Source organism: Streptomyces sp. NPDC003038 (assembly GCF_040611115.1).
Taxonomy (GTDB): domain Bacteria; phylum Actinomycetota; class Actinomycetes; order Streptomycetales; family Streptomycetaceae; genus Streptomyces.
This window is the reverse complement of the sequence record NZ_JBEXNN010000006.1, coordinates 241,890-256,097: the sequence shown is the minus strand read 5'-3', so window position 1 is coordinate 256,097 and position 14,208 is coordinate 241,890. Positions and strand designations below refer to the sequence as shown.

Genomic DNA, 14,208 nt, shown 5'->3' with positions numbered 1-14,208 from the left:
GGCGTAGTCGGCGGCGGTGAAGGGCGCGGGGGCGGGGTCGGAGGCGGACTCGGAGACGGGGTCGGCGACGGGGTCGGCGGGCACGAGGTCAGGGTCGGACGTCATGACGGGATCCTCCCGTAAGCCGTGCCGCCAGGGCAACGGCCGCGCCGGTCGGGGCGCCGGGCGAGAGGAGTTCCGTACGGTGCACCAGGCGCGGCGCGGACAGCGGTACGGCGACCCCCGCCCCGGCGGCCTCGGCGACGCGGCGCGGGAGCAGCACGAGGCCGTGCCCGGCGGCGGCCAGGGCGCAGAGGGCGCGCAGGTCCGTGCCGTCGTAGCGCACGGCGGTGCGGGCGGCGGTGAGCGGCAGGCCCACGTCGGGGGCGTCGAGCCAGCGCGCGTCGGTGAGGTCGTCCAGCCGGAGCGAGTCCCGGCCGGCGAAGGGGTGCCCGGCGGGCAGCAGCACGGCCAGCTCCTCCTCACCCACGCCCGTCACGGTGAGCGGGGCCACGTCGGGCAGCCGCAGCGGATCGCTGGGCGCGGCCAGGCCGTCGACGAGGCCGAGGTCGCAGCCCCCGGTGGCGACGGCTGCGGGCACCTCGGCCGGGGGCAGCACCCGCAGGGTGACGCCGGTGGCGGGCAGGGCCGCCAGCAGCCGGGGCCCGACGGCGAGGGGGGATGCGGCGAGGGTGACCCGCCCGGGCGGCGCGGCGGCCAGTCGCAGCACGTCGGCGCGCGCCGCGTCGAGCCGCAGCAGCAGCGGCCCGGCGTGTTCCAGCAGCCGTACCCCGGCCGGGGTCGGGGCCACGGGCCGGCGGGTGAGCAGTCCGGTCCGGAGGTCGCCCTCCAGCGCGGCGATGTGCTGCGAGACGGCGGACTGGGTGTACCCGAGCTCCCGTGCGGCCGCCGAGAAGGAGCCCAGCCGTGCGACGGCGACGAAAGTCCGGAGCAGGTGCGGATCCATACGGCTCAGCATGCATCAGTCCTGCTTATCGATACAGCAGGAACAATCGTTGGCGCTGAAGTGGAATCGGTCGCACGATGATCCACATGAGCACCGAACCCACCGCACACGCGGCACACGCGGCACACGCGGCACCCACCGCACCTGTCGCACGGCTCGCCCTCATCGGCGACCGCTCCCCGCACGTGAAGTCCCACACCCGGATCCCGATCCTCCTGGACTCGCTCGCCTCCCGCGACGGGCTCGTCCTGGACGCCTACTGGATCCCCACCGGCGACGCCGGGGCCGAGGCCGCCTCCGGGGCGCTGGCCCGCTTCGACGCCGTCTGGGTGCTGCCCGGGAGCCCGTACGCCAGCGAGGCGGGTGCGCTGGAAGCGATCCGCGTGGCCCGGGAGGAGGGCATTCCCTTCCTCGGGACCTGCGGTGGCTTCCAGCACACCCTGCTGGAGTACGGCCGGAACGTCTGCGGGATCGCGGGCGCCGCGCACGCCGAGAACGACCCCGCGGCCGAGGACCCGCTGATCGCGCCGCTCGCCTGTTCGCTCGTGGGGCACGAGGGCCTCGTACGGGCCGAGCCGGGATCGCTCGCCGAGTCCGCGCTCGGCGCGGAGCGGTCGATGGAGCGCTACCACTGCAACTACGGGCCCTCCCCCCGCCACCTGCCGGCCCTCACCGCGCACGGGCTGCGGCTGTCGGGTCACGACGAGGACGGGCAGGTGCGCATCGCGGAGCTGCCCGGGCACCCCTTCTTCCTCGCCACGCTGTTCCAGCCGGAACTCCACGGGGACGGGGCGAAGCCGCACCCCGTCGTGCGGGCCCTGGCCGCCGCCGCGGTCGCGCACGCTACGGCCGCGGCCGCCGTGGCGCGATAACGCGTCGCGGGACCACCCCGCTGATCGGCTATGCTGTGCATGCACATCGAACGGGTGGTCCGCCACCCTTCGTGGTGGGTGTAGCTCAGTTGGTAGAGCACCTGGTTGTGGTCCAGGTGGCCGCGGGTTCAAGTCCCGTCACTCACCCTTTCGGTCCCGTGGGGTACGAGGTCTTCCTCGTACCCCACGGGCCTTTCCACGTTCCCGGGGATGCACCGGCGATCTCCGGGGGCGCTCGCGGCAGCCGCCCCGGGGACCTGCCGGTCCCCGGAAGGGCGGCTGCCGCGCGCGGCGGGACCGCGTCAGACGGTCTTGATCGCCGGGTCCGAGACGCCCGGGGCACCCGTTTCGACGTGGCCCGCGAAGCGGCGGAGGAAGGCGGGGTCGGCGTCGGAGACGACCTTGACGTCGTACCAGCGGGCCGTGGCACGGAGGTCGACCGTGTGGGAGACCGTCCCGCCGGCCGGGACCTTGAAGGTCTGGGCCGCACCGCCGTAGGCGTTGGTCACCGTGAGGTTGACCGCGGCCGCGCCGGAGTTGGTCAGGGTGAGCGTCAGGTTGCCGGTGGCGGCGACGTGGCGGGCCGTGACCTCGGGGCCGGCCTTCTTCGCCGGGCCCTTCCAGGTTCGCAGGAAGCCGTTGGGGCCCCAGACCGTGAGGTTGATCTGGTTGCCGGTGGAGCCGCTGGTGCTCCAGGTGTCCGACAGGGTCTTGCCCGCCTCGACCGTGTAGGGCCAGGGGCCGTCCGTACGGTTGCCCGAGGTGATGTGGAAGTGGGCGCCGAGGGCGGGACCGCCGGCGAAGGTGAGGGTGAACTTGCCGGTCGAGACCGCCGCCTTGCCGTCCACGTACGGGTTGTAGCCCAGGGCGCGCGTCGGCTTGGAGCCCGCCTCCTGCTTCGGGAGGGTGCCCGTGGCCGGCACGGTCGGCACGTAGTCCGGGTGGCGGTTCTTGTCCGGCGGGACGTAGCCGGCGGTGGAGGGGAGCACGGCCGGGGCGGCGTCCGCCCGGCTGAAGTCGAACGCCGAGGTCAGGTCACCGCACACGGCGCGCCGCCACGGGGAGATGTTGGGCTCGCGCACGCCGAAGCGCTTCTCCATGAAGCGGATCAGGGAGGTGTGGTCGAAGGTCTCCGAACAGACGTACCCGCCCTTGCTCCACGGGGAGACGACGATCATCGGCACGCGCGGGCCGAGCCCGTAGGGGCCGGCCGCGTACCCGCCGCCTCCCGGGTACAGGTCGCCCGAGACGGGCGCCGTGGACAGGCCCCAGGCCGAGGAGGCCGGCGGGTACGGGGGGACCACGTGGTCGAAGAAGCCGTCGTTCTCGTCGTAGGTGATGAACAGGGCCGTCTTCGCCCACACCGCGGGGTTCGCCGTCAGGGCGTCCAGGACCTGCGAGATGTACCAGGCACCGAAGTTCGACGGCCAGTTCGAGTGCTCGCTGAACGCCTCCGGGGCGGTGATCCAGGACACCTGCGGGAGGGTCCCGTTCACCACGTCCGCGCGCAGGCGGTCGAAGTAGCCGTCCCCCGCTTTGGCGTTCGTGCCCGTACGCGCCTTCTCGTACAGGGGGCTGCCGGGCTGGGCGTTGCGGTAGGTGTTGAAGTACAGCAGCGAGTTGTCGCCGTAGTTGCCGCGGAAGGCGTCGTTGATCCAGCCCCAGTGGCCGGCCGCGTTCAGACCGTCGCCTATGTCCTGGTAGATCTTCCAGGAGACCCCGGCGGACTCCAGGCGCTCGGGGTACGTCTTCCAGCCGTAGCCGGCCTCCTGGTTGCCGAGGACCGGGCCGCCGCCCACGCCGTCGTTGCCCGTGTAGCCCGACCACATGTAGTAGCGGTTCGGGTCGGTGGCGCCGATGAAGGAGCAGTGGTAGGCGTCGCAGACCGTGAAGGCGTCGGCGAGCGCGTAGTGGAACGGGATGTCGTCGCGCTTCAGGTACGTCATGGTCGCGGCCGTCTTGGCCGGCACCCACTTGTCGTACTTGCCGTTGTTGTACGCCTGGTGGCCGCCGGCCCAGTCGTGGTTGAGCCCTTCGAGGAACTGCATGCCCAGGTCCTCGACCTGCGGGTTGAAGGGCAGGATGTCCTTCGACCCGTTGGACTGGTGGAAGATCGACTTGCCGTTGTCCTGCAGGACCGGCCTCGGATCGCCGAAGCCCCGGACGCCCTTCATCGCGCCGAAGTAGTGGTCGAAGGAACGGTTCTCCTGCATGAGGACGAGGATGTGCTCGATGTCCTGGATGGTCCCGGTACTGCCCTGCGCCGTGATGGCGGCCGCCCGCGCGATGCTCTCGTTCAGCATCGCGACGGCGGCGGTGCCGCCGGCGATCTGCAGGAACCTGCGGCGATTGAGTTCAGTCATGGAGTGACGACCTCTGGGGGGTGAGGGGAGGAGTCGAGGGGCGCCCCAAGAACAGCGGTCCCGGGGTACCGGACGGAGAGCGGTTCGTGACGGTGCGCCGTACAACCGGAGAACGAAGAGCGCGTGGCGGACGGCCGGGGCAGTCCCCCGGGAGGCTCCCGGCCTCTCTTCGGACCTGTCCTCGGGCATGTCCTCGGGCATGTCCTCGGGCATGCCGGCCTGCTGTCTCAGCGCGCTCTGCGGCCTGCTGCTGCCGCCGCTGGAGAAACGGTACGGGGAACCCCTCGCCGCGCAACAGACCCTGGAGCCCCGCTCGTTGAGGCGGACACCGATCGCGCCGGTGCGGATGCCCAGCGGTACTCGACCACGGGTACGACCCCGCTCCGACGGTGATGCGCCCTCCCCCACCGCTGCCGGCCCGCGCTCCTACTCACCACCCCGGGCACCGATCTGAGCATCCGTACTCAGGCCCGGGAGAACGCGGCTGTCATCATGTGAACATGTTCATTCAGCCGTGTGATCCGCCGCCGCGCGCCGGGATAACCGCCGTCGGCAGCCTGCTTCCCGAGGAGGTGCTGTCCTCGGACGGCCTCCAGCGGAAGGTGGCGCTCACCAGTGGACTGGCGCTGCCTCCGAGGCTGCTGACCCAGGCCACCGGGATCGTCTCCCGCCGCGTCGCGGGCGACGGCGTGTACGCCTCCACCCTCGCCGTGGGCGCCGGACGGCGGGCGCTCGCGGCCGCCGGGCTCAGCCCGCTCGACGTCGACCTGCTGCTGTTCGCCTCCGCCTCCCGCGACATGGTCGAGCCCGCCACGGCGCACATCGTGCAGGCGGAGCTCGGGTCGCGGGCCCACGCACTCGATGTCACCAACGCCTGCAACAGCTTCATCAACGGAATCGACCTCGCCCGGTCCATGATCCTCGCCGGGCGGGCGCGCCGGGCCCTCGTGGTCACCGGCGAGACCCCGAGCCGGGCCGTGCGGACCTCCCCGGCCGACTTCGCGGAGTTCCGCAGCGGCTTCGCCGGCTACACCTTCGGCGACGCGGGAGCCGCCGTCGTCGTGGAGGCGGTGGAGCGGGGCGGGATCCTCGACGTGGACACCGAGACCCACTCCGAGCACTGGGAGGTCGGGGGCATCCCGGGCGGCGGGTCACGGCACCCGCGCGGGGACGCGTACACCTACTTCCGCGGTGACGGACACGAACTGCGCGGCGTCTTCGAGAAGGTGGGCACCGCGGTCATCGACCGGACGCTGCACCGGACCGGGATGGACTGGGACGGCTTCGCCAAGGTGCTCGTGCACCAGGTGACGGTGCCGTACCTGGAGCGGTTCGCGGAGCTGACCGGGGTGCCGACGGAGAAGCTGGTGGTGACGGTGCCCGAGCTCGGCAACATCGCGAGCGCGAGCATCGGCGTACAGCTGGACCGGGTCTTCGGCCAACTGGCGCCGGGGGAACGGGTGCTGTTCGTGGGCCTCGGCGGCGGCATCAGCATCATGACGATGGTCTGGGAGAAGGCGTGAACCGGCGGATGTGGGTGGTCCTGCCCGCCCACCAGGAGGAGGCCCGGCTCGCGGGCACACTGCGGGCCCTCGCCGCCCAGCAGGACCGGGACTTCACGCTGCTGGTCGTCGACAACGCGTCGGCGGATGCCACCGGGGCCATCGCCCGGGAGTTCGCCGCGGCGGCGCCGTTCCCGGTGGAGGTGATCGACGAACCGGAGAAGGGCGTCGGCTCCGCCGTGGACACCGGATTCCGGTACGCGATCGAGCGGGGCGCGGTCCTGCTCGCCCGCACCGACGCCGACTGCCTGCCCCGGCCGGGCTGGACGCGCGCCGCGCGGGCCGCGCTCACGCGGAGCCCCGGGCTGGTGTGCGGGCGGATCACCGCCCGGCGCGACGAGCACGGGCCGCTCGGCCGGGCCGGCTTCGCCGCCCTCGTGGCCCTCGCCGCGCTCTTCGGCCGCCTGCGGCCCCGGCACGCCCGCAGGAACGGCTACCGGGCCCCGTACCGCATGCACGCGGGGAACAACATGGCCATCACCGCCGAGCTGTACCTCGCCGTGGGCGGCATGCCGCGGCGCCCCTCGCCGACCGACCGGCTCTTCCTCAACGCCGTACGCCGCCACACCGACCGGATCACCCACTGCCGGGAGATGGTCGTGGAGAACTCGACGCGACGACTGCGGGCGTACGGGATCACGGGCACCGCCCGCTGGTACCTCGACCAGGGCAGCGGTGCGAAGGGGGCTGATCCGCGCTGATGCTCGACCGCCTCGACCACGCGCTGCGCAGCCGCCCCGAGCGGCCCGCCGTCCTCACCACGACCCGTACCGGCGCGACCCGGGTCCGCGCCACCCGCGGCGAACTCGCCGAACTGGCCGACGCCTTCGCCGCCGCCCTGCACGCGCGCGGGCTGCGCGCCGGTGACACCGTCGGTGTCGCCGTACGGCCCGGGCCGCGGGCCCTCGCCGTCCTGCTCGCGCTGTGGCGGCTCGGGCTGCGCGGGGCGGTGCTCGACCCCGGCGCGGGTCCCGACGTGCTGCGCGCCCGCCTCGCCCTGGCCCGGCCCTCCCTCGTCCTCGCCGACGCGGCCGCGCAGGCGGTGGCCGGCTGGGCCCGGCCGCTGGCGCGCCGGGCCGGGCTGGCGCTGCCGGACCTGGCCGGGCTGGGTCCGGTGGCCACCGTCGGGCGCCGGCTGCCGGGCTGCGCGCCCTCGCTGGACCCGGCCGCGCCGCGGCAGGGCGTCCCCGTGCACGGTGACGCGGACGGCGACGCGGTGATCGTCTTCACCTCCGGGACCACCTCCCGGCCCCGGGCCGTGGTCCACACCCGGGCCGGCCTGGCCGCCGGGATGGCCACGGTCGCCTCCCTCTTCGACGCGCGGCCCGATCAGCCGGTCCTCGGCGGCACCTTCTTCGTCCTCGTCCCCTCGCTCACGGGCGGCGCCCCGGTGGCCCTCCCGGCCCGCAACCCGCGGGTCCTGTCCCGGCAGTTGCACCGGCTGCGTCCCCAGGACACCTATCTGACCCCGCCCCAGCTGCGGGACGCCCTCGGCGCGGGAGCGCGCTTCCACGGGCGGGTGTGGACGGGCTCGGCGCCCGCCGACGCCGGGCTGCTGGAACGGGTGCGCGCCGCGGGCGCCGAGCAGGCGTGGGGGGTGTACGCGCTCACCGAGCTGTTCCCGGCCGCCGCGGTGGAGGCCCGCGAGAAGGCCGCCTTCGAAGGCACCGGGGACCTGGTCGGAGCCCCGCTGCCGGGCGTCGTCGCCAAGCCCGACGCGGACGGGGAGCTGCTGCTCGCCGGAGCCGCGGCCCGCCACCGCTACCTCGGGGAGGAACCCGACCCGTGGGTGCGTACGGGCGACCGTGCGCGTCTGGACGGAGCGGGCCGGATCGTCCTCGAAGGCCGGTGCAAGGACATGGTGCTGCGGCGGGCGGAGAACATCTACCCGGGTCTGTACGAGCCCGCGCTGCAGGTTCCGGGCGTGGAGCTGGCCCTGCTCGTCGGAGTTCCGGCGGGCGACGGTGACGAACGGCTCGTGGCCGTCGTTCAGCCGCGGCGCGGCGCCGGCGAACCGGCCCTGCGCGCCGCCCTGTCGGGGCCGATCCGGCGGATGGGCACGGCCCGGCCCGACGCGCTGGTGTTCGCGGACATCCCGCTGTCGGGCCGGTCCCGCAAGCCGGACCGGGCGGCGGCGGCCGCCTTGGCGGCGCGGCGCCTCGGGGTACGGGTATGACGGGCGCGGGCTGCCGCGCCCGTATCCGCCCCGTCTCCCGGACCACCGTGCGGGACGCGTCCAGAACCCCGCCACCGGGCCGGCGCCGCCGGTCCGCCGACTTCACGGAGGTGCGCGCGTGACGCGTCCCGACCCCGCCCACCGACGGGCCCGCCGCCGGGACCGCCTGGTCTACCTGCGCAGCCATCCCCTGCTGTTCGGGCTGCTCGCCGCCACGCGGGGCAGGCCCGTGCGCAGACTCGGCCGGACCCTGCTCGTACACGACGCGGACGCCTACCGGGAGGCCCTGACCCGACTGCCGCTGGACCGGACGGCGGCGGGTACCACGGGCGCCGCGGCGCGCACCGCGCTCTCCGGTGGCACGGGGGCCGGGCGACGCGAGCCCGGCCTGATCGGCACGACACCTCCCGGGGGCGCCGGGGTGCTGTTCGACCAGGAGGGCGGCGGCCACCGGGCGGACCGGCGCGGCCTCGCGGACGGGCTCGGCTCGGCCGGGGTGGAGCAACTGCGGGCGGTGTGGCAGCCGTTGCTCGTCCGCCGGCTGGCGCCGCTCGGGCGGGGCGCCGAGGTGGACCTCGTGCAGCTCGCCCGGGAGCTGGCCGGTTCGGTGGTGTGCGCGCTGCTGGACTCCGCCGCCGATCCACTGGCCGTCGCGGACGCCGCCGCCGAGGCCGCGGCCGCGTCCGTCCGCAGCCATCTGCCCGGCCCGCGCCGCCCGCGCGCGGAGGCCGCCGCCGCACGGGCCGCCGACCGGCTCCGGCGGCTGCTGGGCAGCCCCGGCACGGCTGCCGCGGGCACGGCCTACGCAGGTACGGGCGAGGCGGGCACGGTCGACGCCTTGGCCGCGATGGTGGCGGTGGCCGCCGTCAACACCACCGTCGCCGCGCTGCCCCGGGCCGTGGCGTGGTGCGCCGACGCCGGCCTGTGGGACCAGGCCGCCGACGAAGAGCTGCGCCCGGCGCTGGCCGACGAGCTGCTGCGGGTCACCGCGGCCTCCCCGCTGCTGCCGCGGGTGGCCGCCGCTGACGGCGCCGTCGGCGGCTGTCCGGTGCGCGGCGGCGACCGGCTGCTGCTGGTGGCGCGGCACGCGGCCGAGGCACACCGGCGCGACCCCGACGCCCGCCGCCCGGCCGGCCCTGCCACGGCCCACCTGGTGTTCGGCGCCGGCCCGCACGTCTGTCCGGGGGCGCGGCTGGCCCGCGTACAGCTCGCCGACGTGCTGGGGGCGCTGGCCCCGCACCGGCCGGTGGTGACGCGGGCGCGCGTGGACCGCGGGGCCGCCCTGCCAGGCTGGCGCTGCCTGACGGTGAGGGCCGGCGCGTGACGGCCCGTACGGACCGTACGGACCGGCCGCGGATCGTCGTCACGGGGGCGAGCGGCTTCTGCGGCGGGCACGTGGCCCGCGCGGCCGCCGCCGGCGGGGCGGAGGTGGTGTGCGTGGGCCGCAGGCCCGGCCCCGCCGGAGAACACCGCTTCTGGGACGCCGCCCACGGTGAACCGGACCTCTCCGGCGCCGACCTCGTGGTGCACTGCGCGGCGGCGGTCGGCGATCCGGCGCCCGGCTCGGCGGCCGAGGCACAGATGCGCGCGGTCAATGTCGACGGCGCCGCCCGGCTGCTCGACGCCGCGGGCGGCCGGCCCGTGGTGTGGGTGAGCAGCGCCAGCGTCTACGATCCGCGCCGCAGCCGCGGGCTGATCGGCGAGGACCATCCGCGCACCGGGCAACTGAACGCCTACGGCCGTACCAAGGCGGCGGGCGAGGCCCTCGCCCTGGCCGCGGGCGCGGTGGTGCTGCGGCCGCGGGCCGTCTACGGCCCCGGCGACACCCAGCTGCTGCCCCGGCTGCTCTCCCGGGTACGGGCCGGGACCCTGGCGCTGCCGGGGCCGGACGTGCGGCTGAGCCTGACGGCGGTGGAGAACCTCGCCGACGCCGCTCTCGCGGCGGCCGGCTGGGCGCCGGGCGCGTACAACGTGGCCGACGCGGAGCCGTACGCCCGTGACGCCGCCGTACGGGAGGTCCTGCGGGCACACGGTGTCACCGCCCGCATTCGCCACCTGCCCCTGCCGGTGGCCCGTACGGCCGCCCGGGCGGCCGAGACCCTCGCCCGCCTCACCGGCGCCGAACCGGCCCTCAGCCGCTACGCGGTGGACCAGCTGGCCCACTCGGTGGTGCTGGACCTGAGCCGGGCCCGAGGCCAGGGCTGGGTCCCGCGCCGGACTCTGGCGGACTACACGGCCTCGGTGGTCCCGGCGGGCCAGGTCACCTGAACAGCGTGCCGGGCTTACCGGGAGGGAGGCCCTGCGGCGGCGTGGCCGGGCGGCGGCCGGAGGCGGACGCGCCGGCCAGGCGCATCGGTCACGAGCGTGCTGGACACGCGTGACCGATACCCGCGGCCGGCGCCGGTGGCAGGGGGTCAGCCGTAGGCAGGGGTCGCCGGGGCCGCCGGGGCCTCCGTCTTGGCGATGAGCAGGTCGAGAAGCGCGAGCAGCGAGCTGCGGACGTCCTCACGGGAGCGGGCGTCGAGCATGAGGACGGGCGTGTTCGGGTCACGCAGGTGCAGCGCCGCTCCGATCTCCTCCGCCGTGTACGGCTGTTCGCCGTTGAAGCAGTTCGCACCCACCACGAAGGGCAGGCCCCGGCTCTCGAAGAAGTCGACGGCCGGGAAACTGCGGTCGAGGCGTCGTGTGTCGACCAGCACGATCGCCCCCAGAGCCCCGTTCAGCAGGTCGTCCCACATGAACCAGAAGCGTTCCTGGCCGGGCGTGCCGAACAGGTAGAGGACGACTCCGGCGTCGGTGAGGGTGATCCGCCCGAAGTCCATCGCGACGGTGGTGAGCGTCTTGGACTCGATGCCGTCGAGGTCGTCGACGCCGACACCCGCGGCCGTCAGCCGCTCCTCCGTACGCAGGGGCTCGATCTCGGAGATCGTCTCCACCAGGGTCGTCTTGCCGACTCCGAATCCCCCGGCGATGAGGATCTTGAGGGGGGCCGCTTCCTGCGGGGCAGGAGTGTCATATCCGGGCAAGGTTGTCCCTGATTCTCATGAGCAGGTGGACATTGGTGGTCTCGGCCCCTTCCAGGGGCGGCCGGTGGTGGATCAGCCCTCGGTCGGCGAGTTCGCCGAGCAGAAGCGTCATCGGGGTGAGGCGGATGTGCATCCGCGCCGCTATCTCGGCGACCGCCCGGCCGCCCGGTTCCCCGCTCATGGCGAGGATGGCCTGCCACTCGCTGGGCAGGCCGCCCCAGGCGTCCTCGGCGACCGCCGCCGTGATCGTGGTGTCCATGGTGAGGACGGTGTGCGGAGCGGCCGTACGCCCGTCGGTCAGGGCGTACAGCCGCGTCCTGCGGCGGCGTACCGGCTGTGCCTCGTCGTCCGGCATTACGAGGTCGGCAGTTGGGCGCGCTCGGGGGTGCTCAGCCACTCACCGAGCGCCTGGGCGGTCCGCACGGCCTCGCCGCCGAGCTCGCCGAGGCGCGCCTTGCGGGAGGTCACCACGATGAGCGTGCTTCCCTCCCCGCACCCGACGATGCAGAGGTACCGGTCGTCCATCTCGACCAGCTGGCGGATGACCCGGCCGCCGTCGACCTCCCGGGATATCGCCTTCATCGTGGCCGCGATGCCGGAGGCCGCGGCGGCCATGCGCTCCGCCTGGGGCTGGTCGAGGAGGTAGGCACTGAGCTTGATGCCGTCGTTGGACAGGAGCACCGCGCCCTGGATGCCGGCGATCCTGCTCAGGTTGTTGTCGAGGACGCTGTAGATCACGCTGTTGGATGCCGCAGCGTTGGATGTCGCACTGCTGGATGTCGTAGTCATGGCTGATCCTGTCGGAGCTCTTCTTCCACTGTCTGGGTCCCCTGCTCGTAGTCCGCCCAGGCGTCGGCCACCTCTTCGGGTGTCGACTCGTCCTGGACGACGACTGTTTCCGGTACGCGTGGCGCGCGGAGCTGCTCGGCGATGTGGGTCTGCGGGACGCGCTCGGGCAGGGCCGGCCGCCCGCCGCCGCCCACTGCCGCCGGCCGAGTCGCCGGCGGGGTGTCCACCGGGCGCGCGGGCGTCCGTTCGTGAATCCGTTCGGGCGTCCGTTCGTGCGTCCGCTCCGGCGTCCGGCGGCTCGGCAGCCCGTCGCCCGTGTGCAGGACCAGCTCGGGCTTGCGCTCTTTGGAAAGGCGCTCTTCGGGCTTGCGCTCTTCGGCACGGCGCGGTGCGGGGAGGGGCGTCGCCTCCTCCTCGGTCTGCACCAGCAGTTCCCGGGGCAGGATCACCACGGCCGACGTCCCTCCGTACACGGAGCGGCGCAGGGTGACCGTGGCCTGGAGCTGGTCGGCGAGGTGGCCGACGACGAAGAGTCCCAGCCGGTGCGCGTTCTGCGCGAGGACGGAGAACGGCGGAGCGGAGTGCAGGCGCCCGTTCATCTCCTCGTAGCTCGCGGGGGTCACCCGCGGTCCACGGTCCTCGATCTCGACCGACAGCCCGTCCGCCACCATTTCGGCGCGGATGACCACCTTCGACCTCGGCGGGGAGAACCGGGTGGCGTTGTCCAGCAGTTCCGCCAGCAGGTGGCTGATCTGGCTGACCACGCGCGGTTCCACGCTCGCCTCGTCCAGGGCCTGCCGCTCGATGCGCCGGAAGTCCTCGACCTCGGCGGCGGCTTCGCGCAGCAGGTCGGCGACCCGCATGGGCTCGGTGTGCGGGTCGGGAACCTCACCGCCGGACAGGATGAGCAGGTTCTCGATCTGCCGCCGCATCCCCACCGTCAACTGGTCGGACCGCATCAACTGGGCGAGCAGCGCTTCGTCGTGGCCGAAGGTGTCCTGGAGGTCTTCGGTCAGGCTCAACTGCCGGCTGACGAGGTTTCCGGTGCGCGAGGCGATGCCCGCGGCGAACATGCCGAAGCCGTGGCGCTCGTCCGCGAGCTGCCTGTGCCCGTCGACGGACACGGCGACGACCCGCGCGAACGCGTCGCTGATGCGTCCGACCTCGTCCTGGTCCCCGCTCACCACCGGCAGCACCCCGGCGTCGACGGGCTTCCCGCGCTGGAGCCGGGCCACGACGGCGGGCAGCGTGTCCTCGGCCACGGTCACCGTGCGTTCGTGCAGCGCGCGCAGGCGGCGCAGCACCGAGCGGGTGGTGAGCACGACGACGACCACGACGATCAGCAGCGCGCCGCCGCTTCCCGCGATCAGCCAGGCGACCTCGGTCTCCAACTCCGCGGCCTTGGCGTCGCCGCGTTGGAGCACGCCCCGCGACCGCTCGACATTGAGCGTGCTCAGCTGGGCCGCGAACTTCTCGTGCGCGGCCCGCCAGCCGCCGACCTCGGCGGGCAGCTTGACGCCGGACTCGATGTCCTTGTGGTCGGAGACGATCGCGTTCTCGATGCGGGTCTTCGCCTGCCACTCGGGCGAGGCGGCCATCCGCTCGTAGAACTCCCTTTCCCGCGCGGGCAGATACGGCACGATCCACGTGTCGTACAGGTACCGGTGGGCCCCGACCGCGCTGATGAACTCGTCGAACCCCGAGGAGGTCAGTTCCCTGGACGGCCCGGCCAGCGCGAGGACCGTGTCCTCGCGCGCCACCATCTCGGACGCCGACAGCATGGCGACGACCGGCCGGCTCTCCTGGGTGAGCTCGGCGTCCTCCGCGTGGCTGAACTCCTCCTGGTACACGCGAATCACCTCGTCGATCACGCCGCTGTAGTAGCCGGTCGTGCTTTCGGGGCTTCCGCTGCGGGCGTCCGCGCGCTCGCGGTGGGCGGCCAGGTCGCCGAGGCGGCGGTTCACCTCCACGAGGTGGCGGTCCACTTGCGCGGTTCCCGCCGGACCGGTGGCCAGCCGGCGGAACTCGGCCACGGCCCCGTCCGTGGCAGCGCGCCGGTTGTGCAGGTCGTTGTCGGACCCGGAAGCACCCGACCAGCGTGCGGCGGTCGCCGCCCGCTCGGCCTGCATGTCGGTCATGAGCGTGTAGAGGGGCGGGCCGAGCCGCTCACCGGCGGCCACGTCGGCCCGCAGGTGCTGCGACTGCGCCAGCAACCGCTCGGCGGTCACCGCCACTTGGGCGCCCATCGCCACGGTGGGGACCACCGCCAGCCAGATGAGCAGCGTACGCAGGCGCACCGTACGCCGTCGACGGGTCGTCGACTGCCCTGGTGCACCTTCGGGTTCTATGGGAGACATCAGTCCTCGGGAGCGGGAGGAAGGCGGGGACGGGCCAACAGCCGGGACGGGTACGACCTGGGAGGGGTCGGGGGAACAACCGCTCCGGCTTCGGCGGGATGTGAGGGTGCCGATCAT

12 protein-coding genes and 1 tRNA gene are annotated in these 14,208 nt (G+C 74.1%); 7 read left to right on the top strand and 6 right to left on the bottom strand.

The annotated features are described in order from the left end of the window. Positions 1-88: 88 nt before the first annotated feature. Complete coding sequence (locus ABZX75_RS10770; protein ID WP_355409850.1) at positions 89-946, bottom strand: LysR family transcriptional regulator; 858 nt, start codon at positions 944-946, stop codon at positions 89-91. Between the two features lie 86 nt (positions 947-1,032). Here ABZX75_RS10770 and ABZX75_RS10765 point away from each other — a divergent pair, with 86 nt between their 5' ends. Continuing rightward, complete coding sequence (locus tag ABZX75_RS10765) at positions 1,033-1,818, top strand: hypothetical protein (RefSeq protein ID WP_355409796.1); 786 nt, start codon at positions 1,033-1,035, stop codon at positions 1,816-1,818. Between the two features lie 74 nt (positions 1,819-1,892). Next, positions 1,893-1,965: transfer RNA gene (locus ABZX75_RS10760), tRNA-His, on the top strand. Between the two features lie 155 nt (positions 1,966-2,120). Here the strand turns inward: ABZX75_RS10760 and ABZX75_RS10755 are convergent. Next, a complete protein-coding gene (locus ABZX75_RS10755) occupies positions 2,121-4,181 on the bottom strand; it encodes a phosphocholine-specific phospholipase C (RefSeq protein WP_355409795.1) in 2,061 nt (686 codons plus the stop codon). Positions 4,182-4,681: 500 nt separating this feature from the next. Between ABZX75_RS10755 and ABZX75_RS10750 the strand changes: the two genes are divergently transcribed. The 5 genes from ABZX75_RS10750 (at position 4,682) to ABZX75_RS10730 (ending at position 10,187) form a co-directional block, all read left to right on the top strand. After that, on the top strand, positions 4,682-5,704 hold the full coding sequence (locus ABZX75_RS10750) for a 3-oxoacyl-[acyl-carrier-protein] synthase III C-terminal domain-containing protein (RefSeq protein WP_355409794.1): 1,023 nt from the start codon (positions 4,682-4,684) through the stop codon (positions 5,702-5,704). Next, on the top strand, positions 5,701-6,444 hold the full coding sequence (locus ABZX75_RS10745; protein WP_355409793.1) for a glycosyltransferase family 2 protein: 744 nt from the start codon (positions 5,701-5,703) through the stop codon (positions 6,442-6,444). Before ABZX75_RS10750 ends, ABZX75_RS10745 begins: the two co-directional genes overlap by 4 nt. Further along, positions 6,444-7,919: a class I adenylate-forming enzyme family protein gene (locus ABZX75_RS10740; protein ID WP_355409792.1), complete on the top strand. Its 1,476-nt coding sequence runs from the start codon at positions 6,444-6,446 to the stop codon at positions 7,917-7,919. The genes ABZX75_RS10745 and ABZX75_RS10740 overlap by 1 nt, the downstream gene beginning before the upstream one ends. A gap of 118 nt (positions 7,920-8,037) precedes the next feature. Continuing rightward, entirely contained in the window at positions 8,038-9,243 is a 1,206-nt protein-coding gene (locus tag ABZX75_RS10735; protein ID WP_355409791.1) for a cytochrome P450, read from the top strand. Further along, the gene (locus ABZX75_RS10730) at positions 9,240-10,187 is read left to right on the top strand and encodes an NAD(P)-dependent oxidoreductase (protein WP_355409790.1); all 948 of its coding nucleotides are present in this window, start codon (positions 9,240-9,242) and stop codon (positions 10,185-10,187) included. The genes ABZX75_RS10735 and ABZX75_RS10730 overlap by 4 nt, the downstream gene beginning before the upstream one ends. Positions 10,188-10,333: 146 nt before the next feature. On the opposite strand, the gene ABZX75_RS10725 is transcribed toward ABZX75_RS10730, so the two are convergent. Genes ABZX75_RS10725 through ABZX75_RS10710 form a run of 4 tightly spaced genes read right to left on the bottom strand, consistent with a single transcriptional unit; the run spans position 10,334 to position 14,031 of the window. Further along, positions 10,334-10,945 carry an ATP/GTP-binding protein gene (locus ABZX75_RS10725; protein ID WP_355409789.1) on the bottom strand — a complete coding sequence of 204 codons (612 nt, stop codon included), beginning with the start codon at positions 10,943-10,945 and terminating at the stop codon, positions 10,334-10,336. Continuing rightward, positions 10,932-11,300, bottom strand: a complete 369-nt coding sequence (locus ABZX75_RS10720; protein WP_355409788.1) for a DUF742 domain-containing protein — start codon at positions 11,298-11,300, stop codon at positions 10,932-10,934. The genes ABZX75_RS10725 and ABZX75_RS10720 overlap by 14 nt, the downstream gene beginning before the upstream one ends. Beyond that, positions 11,300-11,734, bottom strand: coding sequence for a roadblock/LC7 domain-containing protein (locus tag ABZX75_RS10715; protein ID WP_355409787.1), 435 nt, complete (start codon positions 11,732-11,734; stop codon positions 11,300-11,302). The genes ABZX75_RS10720 and ABZX75_RS10715 overlap by 1 nt, the downstream gene beginning before the upstream one ends. Continuing rightward, on the bottom strand, positions 11,731-14,031 hold the full coding sequence (locus ABZX75_RS10710; protein ID WP_355409786.1) for a sensor histidine kinase: 2,301 nt from the start codon (positions 14,029-14,031) through the stop codon (positions 11,731-11,733). The genes ABZX75_RS10715 and ABZX75_RS10710 overlap by 4 nt, the downstream gene beginning before the upstream one ends. Positions 14,032-14,208 lie beyond the last annotated feature (177 nt).

What these genes read in the sequence shown, in the direction of transcription:
- ABZX75_RS10715 (WP_355409787.1), bottom strand. Translation starts at nt 11,734, where the DNA reads ATGACTACGACATCCAGCAGTGCGACATCCAACGCTGCGGCATCCAAC.
- ABZX75_RS10740 (WP_355409792.1), top strand. Translation starts at nt 6,444, where the DNA reads ATGCTCGACCGCCTCGACCACGCGCTGCGCAGCCGCCCCGAGCGGCCC.
- ABZX75_RS10755 (WP_355409795.1), bottom strand. Translation starts at nt 4,181, where the DNA reads ATGACTGAACTCAATCGCCGCAGGTTCCTGCAGATCGCCGGCGGCACC.
- ABZX75_RS10770 (WP_355409850.1), bottom strand. Translation starts at nt 946, where the DNA reads ATGGATCCGCACCTGCTCCGGACTTTCGTCGCCGTCGCACGGCTGGGC.
- ABZX75_RS10750 (WP_355409794.1), top strand. Translation starts at nt 4,682, where the DNA reads ATGTTCATTCAGCCGTGTGATCCGCCGCCGCGCGCCGGGATAACCGCC.
- ABZX75_RS10720 (WP_355409788.1), bottom strand. Translation starts at nt 11,300, where the DNA reads ATGCCGGACGACGAGGCACAGCCGGTACGCCGCCGCAGGACGCGGCTG.
- ABZX75_RS10765 (WP_355409796.1), top strand. Translation starts at nt 1,033, where the DNA reads ATGAGCACCGAACCCACCGCACACGCGGCACACGCGGCACACGCGGCA.